Here is a 5,212-nt window from a genome sequence, read left to right on the forward strand (position 1 = left end):
GGTTCGGACACCGTCGACGCCAACCTCGAGCTCGGCCTGCCCGCCGACGCCCGCGACTACGGCATCGGCGCGCAGATCCTCGTGGATCTGGGCATCTCCTCGATGCGGCTGCTCACCAACAACCCGGCCAAGCGGGTCGGCCTCGACGGCTACGGGCTGCAGATCACCGAGCGGGTGTCGATGCCGCTGCGGGCGAACGCCGAGAACCTGACGTACCTGCGCACGAAGCGCGACCGCATGGGCCACGACCTGATCGGGCTCGACGACTTCGAAGCGGGAGAAATGCTGTGAGCGGTGAGGGATTGCCGGAGCTGCAACTCGGTGAGGCGGGCGACCTCCGGCTCGCCATCGTCGCCGGCAGCTGGCACGCCGAGATCTCCGAGGCGCTGATCGCCGGCGCGCAACGGGTGGCGGCCGAGGCGAACGTGAAGAACGTCACCCTGGTCCGGGTCGCCGGTGCCATTGAGCTTCCGGTGGTGGCGCAGGCCCTGGCCCGCACCCACGACGCCGTCGTCGCGCTCGGTGTCGTGATCCGCGGCGGGACGCCGCACTTCGAATACGTCTGCGACGCCGTGACGGCCGGTCTGACCCGGGTCTCGCTGGACGAGAGCACCCCGGTCGGGAACGGTGTGCTCACCACGGACACCGAGCAGCAGGCCGTCGACCGCAGTGGCCTGCCCGGCTCCGTCGAGGACAAGGGCGGTCAGGCGTGTGCGGCCGCGCTGGACACCGCTGTCACGTTGGCGCGACTGCGCCGCGCCGAGGAGTCGTTCGTATGATCCGGATCCATCCATGACCACTCCCGAATCCGAGTGGACACTCGTCGCGACGCCACGCAAGTCGCGTCGATACGCGATCGGTGTGGCGGTCCTTCTCGTCGYCGTGCATGTGACGTTCGCAATCCTGCTGCGCGGAGATTCGACGGGCGTGTACTTCCGGCTCGCCGACCAGCTGGCGTTCGCGGGCATCGGCTGCCTCCTTGCGGCAGCCGTCCTGCTGCTGACCCGGCCCCGGTTGCGGGTCGGGCCCAACGGCATCGCCGTGCGCAACGTGCTCGGGGAGCGCATCGTCGACTGGGACCTGTACGAGGGGCTGTCTTTCCCGGACGGCGCGGCGTGGGCCCGGATCGAGCTGCCCGACGACGAATACCTGGCCGTGATGGCCATCCAGTCGAACGATCGCGAGTACGCCGTGGACGCCGTCGACCGCTTCCGCGCACTCGCGTCGGAGTACGCACCGTCCTGAACGGGGGTCGTCCCTCCGTGACGTCGCGGATGCGGGGTTGGTCGGTGGCGCCGACTAACGTGGAGGGGTGCCCGATCCTTCGACATATCGCCCCGCGACCGGAACGATTCCGGTCGACCCGGGGGTGTACAAGTTCCGCGATCCGCACGGCCGGGTCATCTATGTCGGGAAGGCGAAGAGTCTTCGATCACGGCTGAATTCCTATTTCGCCGACGTCTCGACGCTGCACCCGCGCACCCGCCAGATGGTGACCACGGCCGGCAGCGTCGAGTGGACCGTGGTGAGCACCGAGGTCGAGGCTCTCCAGCTCGAGTACAACTGGATCAAGGAATTCGATCCCCGGTTCAACGTCCGTTACCGCGACGACAAGACGTACCCGGTTCTCGCGGTCACCCTGAACGAGGAGTACCCCCGGCTGTTCGTCTACCGCGGGCCCAGACGCAAGGGTGTCCGCTACTTCGGTCCCTACTCGCACGCGTGGGCCATCCGCGAAACCCTCGACCTGCTGCTGCGGGTGTTTCCCGCCCGCACCTGCTCGGCCGGGGTGTTCAAGCGTCACAACCAGATCGGCCGTCCCTGCCTGCTCGGCTACATCGACAAGTGCTCCGCGCCGTGCGTCGGACGCGTGTCCGCGGCCGAACACCGCAAGATCGTCGAAGACTTCTGCGACTTCCTGTCGGGACGCACCGACAAGCTGGTCCGGCAGCTCGAGGCCCGGATGCAGGAGGCGTCGGAAGAACTCGACTTCGAAACGGCGGCGCGGTTGCGCGACGACGTGGGCGCGTTGCGGCGCGCGCTCGAGAAGCAGGCCGTCGTGCTCGGTGACGGCACCGACGCCGACGTCGCCGCGTTCGCGACCGACGAACTCGAGGCCGCGGTGCAGGTGTTCCACGTCCGCGGTGGCCGCGTGCGCGGTCAGCGCGGTTGGGTGGTCGAGAAGGCCGGTGACGTCATCGACTGGGCCAGCGTCGATTCCGAGGCGGGATCGGACCTGCCTCTGCTCGTCGAGCAGTTCCTCACCCAGTTCTACGGTGAGCAGGCGGCGCTGTCGGGCGCGACCGACCAGGAGGCCGGCACCAGCGGTGTGCCGCGGGAGGTCCTGGTGCCCGTACTGCCGCCCGACGCCGAACAGGTGCAGGAGTGGCTCAGCGGTCTCCGCGGCTCCGCGGTCCGCCTGCGGGTGCCCCAGCGCGGCGACAAGAAGGCTCTCGCCGAGACCGTGCAGCGCAACGCGATGGAGGCGCTGCAGCAGCACAAGCTGCGCCGCGCCGGCGACTTCACGTCCCGGTCGGCGGCCCTGCAGGGCATCCAGGAGGCCCTCGACCTGGATTCGGCGCCCCTGCGCATCGAATGCGTCGACATCAGCCACGTGCAGGGCACCGACGTGGTGGCCTCCCTCGTCGTCTTCGAGGACGGCCTGCCCCGCAAGTCCGACTACCGGCACTACGCGATCAAGGAGGCCGCGGGCGACGGTCGCTCCGACGACGTCGCCAGCATCGCCGAGGTCACCCGGCGGCGGTTCCTCCGGCACAACCGCGACGTCGGGGTGCTGCGTGCCGAAGCGGCCGGGGCGGACGCCGACCAGGTGTCGGGCGGGGACGCCGACCAGGTGTCGGGCGGGGACGCCGACCAGGTGTCGGGCGGGGACGGCGGCGACCTGGCCCCGGAGGCGGCGATCGATCCGCAGACCGGCAGGCCGCGGCGGTTCGCGTACCCACCGAACCTGTTCGTCGTGGACGGCGGAGCCCCGCAGGTGGCCGCGGCCTCGGCGGTCCTCGACGAACTGGGCATCACCGACGTCGCCGTGATCGGGCTGGCCAAACGGCTCGAGGAGGTGTGGGTGCCGGGGGAGGAGGACCCGGTCATTCTCCCGCGCACGAGCGAGTCGCTGTACCTGCTGCAGCGGGTACGCGACGAGGCGCACCGCTTCGCGATCACGTTCCACCGCAGCAAGCGGTCCCGCCGGATGACGGCGTCCGCACTCGACTCGGTCCGCGGGCTCGGCGAGACCCGGCGCAAGGCCCTGGTGACGCACTTCGGTTCCGTCGCCCGCCTCAAGCAGGCCTCCGTCGAGGAGATCACGGCGGTGCCGGGCATCGGAACGGCCACGGCGAAAGCGGTACTCACCGCTCTCGGGGCGGAGGAACCGTCTGCGGACGTCGCGGGAGTGGGGGATGATGAACCAGATCGGAACGGGCCGGGCACGGCAGAACGGAACGGCGCGGACATTCCCCGCGAACCGGTAGAACAGCACGGCCCGGCAGCACAGAGCGCTTCGCAACGGACAGGTGTCGAGTGAACGAGCAGCACGCGCAGAGTGACCGTCCATCCACGGTCCGGCCGATGGACTTCCTACTCGTCACCGGGCTCTCCGGGGCGGGTCTGCAGACGGCGGCGAAGGTCCTCGAGGACCTCGGGTGGTACGTCGCGGACAATCTTCCCCCGGAACTGATTTCCCGGATGGTGGATCTGAGCCTGGAATCCGATTCGCGGCTCGAGCGGCTCGCCGTCGTCATCGACGTGCGCAGCCGGTTGTTCACCGGCGACCTCGGCTGGGTCCTCACCGAACTGGAGAGCAAACCCGTGCACACGCGGGTGCTGTACCTCGACGCGTCGGACGAGGTCCTGGTGCGCCGTTTCGAACAGGTGCGCCGAAGTCACCCGCTGTCGGGGGGAGGCGCCGAGGGCACCTTGTCGGAGGGCATCGCCGCCGAGCGCGATCAGCTCGCGAAGGTGAAGGCCGCCGCGGATCTGGTGATCGACACGTCGTCCCTGGCGGCGCACCAGTTGCGGCAGAAGATCGAGGACGCGTTCGGCGACGCCGAGAACCGGACCATGCAGGTAACAGTCCAGTCGTTCGGTTTCAAGTACGGTCTTCCGATGGACGCCGATCTCGTCTGCGACGTCCGTTTCCTGCCCAACCCGCACTGGATTCCGGAGTTGCGTCCGCACACCGGGCAGAGCGAGGACGTGCGGGACTACGTGTTGTCGCAGGACGGTGCCGAGGACTATCTGGCCACATATCACCACCTGCTGGATCTGACGATCGCGGGATATCGTCGGGAGGGGAAGCGCTACATGACCATCGCGGTGGGGTGCACCGGAGGGAAACATCGGAGTGTCGCGATGTCGGAGGCCTTGGCGAGCCGACTCGGAAAGGACTCCGGGCTGAACGTGCGTGTCGTCCATCGTGATCTGGGGCGCGAATGAGGCCGGTCCATCAGCCGCCTGCGATCGTCGCGCTCGGCGGGGGCCACGGGCTGTTCGCCACCCTCAGCGCCGCGCGCCGGCTCAGCCGTGACGTCACGGCCGTCGTCACCGTCGCGGACGACGGCGGATCCTCGGGACGGCTGCGCGCCGAACTCGGCGTCATCCCGCCGGGGGACCTGCGGATGGCGCTCGCCGCACTCGCCGCGGACGACCCCGAGGTGCAGGGCTGGACGGACACCATCCAGCACCGCTTCGGTGGAATCGGCGCCCTCGCCGGCCACTCGGTGGGCAATCTTATCCTGGCCGGCCTCACCGAAGTGCTCGGCGACCCCGTCGCGGCGCTGGACGAACTCGCCCGGTTGCTGCGGATCAACGGGCGCGTGCTGCCGATGTCGCCAATCGCCCTGGACATCGAGGCCGACGTGCAGGGCCTCGAGACGGACCCTCGGGTCAGCCGCTGCATCCGCGGTCAGGTCGCGGTCGCGACCACCCCCGGCAAGGTGCGGCGTGTGCGACTGCTGCCGGCGAATCCGCCCGCCTGCCCGGACGCGGTCCGTGCGATCGACGTCGCCGACATGGTCGTCCTCGGCCCGGGGTCGTGGTTCTCCAGCGTCATCCCGCACGTCCTCGTGCCGGAACTGCTCGACACGCTGATCGCCACCGCCGCGCGGAAGGTGCTGGTGCTCAACCTGGCTCCGGAGCCGGGCGAGACCGCAGGATTCTCCACCGAGCGTCATCTGCACGTACTGTCCCAACA

Annotated in this window: 5 protein-coding genes and 1 pseudogene; all 6 read left to right on the top strand. The window is 69.5% G+C overall.

The annotated features are described in order from the left end of the window. Positions 1-291: pseudogene (locus AC1D1G_RS41350) on the top strand (bifunctional 3,4-dihydroxy-2-butanone-4-phosphate synthase/GTP cyclohydrolase II); the annotation flags it as partial. Then, on the top strand, positions 288-779 hold the full coding sequence (ribH, locus tag AC1D1G_RS41355; protein WP_005241766.1) for a 6,7-dimethyl-8-ribityllumazine synthase: 492 nt from the start codon (positions 288-290) through the stop codon (positions 777-779). The pseudogene AC1D1G_RS41350 and the gene ribH, both read left to right, overlap by 4 nt. A gap of 13 nt (positions 780-792) precedes the next feature. Beyond that, positions 793-1,245, top strand: a complete 453-nt coding sequence (locus AC1D1G_RS41360; RefSeq protein ID WP_477956508.1) for a PH domain-containing protein — start codon at positions 793-795, stop codon at positions 1,243-1,245. 67 nt (positions 1,246-1,312) lie between these two features. Next, positions 1,313-3,544 (top strand): excinuclease ABC subunit UvrC, encoded by a 2,232-nt coding sequence (uvrC, locus tag AC1D1G_RS41365; protein WP_477956509.1) that lies wholly within the window; start codon positions 1,313-1,315, stop codon positions 3,542-3,544. 44 nt (positions 3,545-3,588) lie between these two features. Then, on the top strand, positions 3,589-4,455 hold the full coding sequence (gene rapZ / locus AC1D1G_RS41370; protein WP_050787545.1) for an RNase adapter RapZ: 867 nt from the start codon (positions 3,589-3,591) through the stop codon (positions 4,453-4,455). Next, a partial coding sequence (locus tag AC1D1G_RS41375; RefSeq protein ID WP_477956510.1) for a gluconeogenesis factor YvcK family protein occupies positions 4,452-5,212 on the top strand: 761 nt, incomplete at its 3' end. The genes rapZ and AC1D1G_RS41375, both read left to right, overlap by 4 nt.

The sequence above is a fragment of the Rhodococcus sp. P3_B8 genome, from assembly GCF_056402775.1.

Coding starts and splice junctions, on each gene's coding strand:
- rapZ (WP_050787545.1), top strand. CDS start 3,589: ATGGACTTCCTACTCGTCACCGGGCTCTCCGGGGCGGGTCTGCAGACG.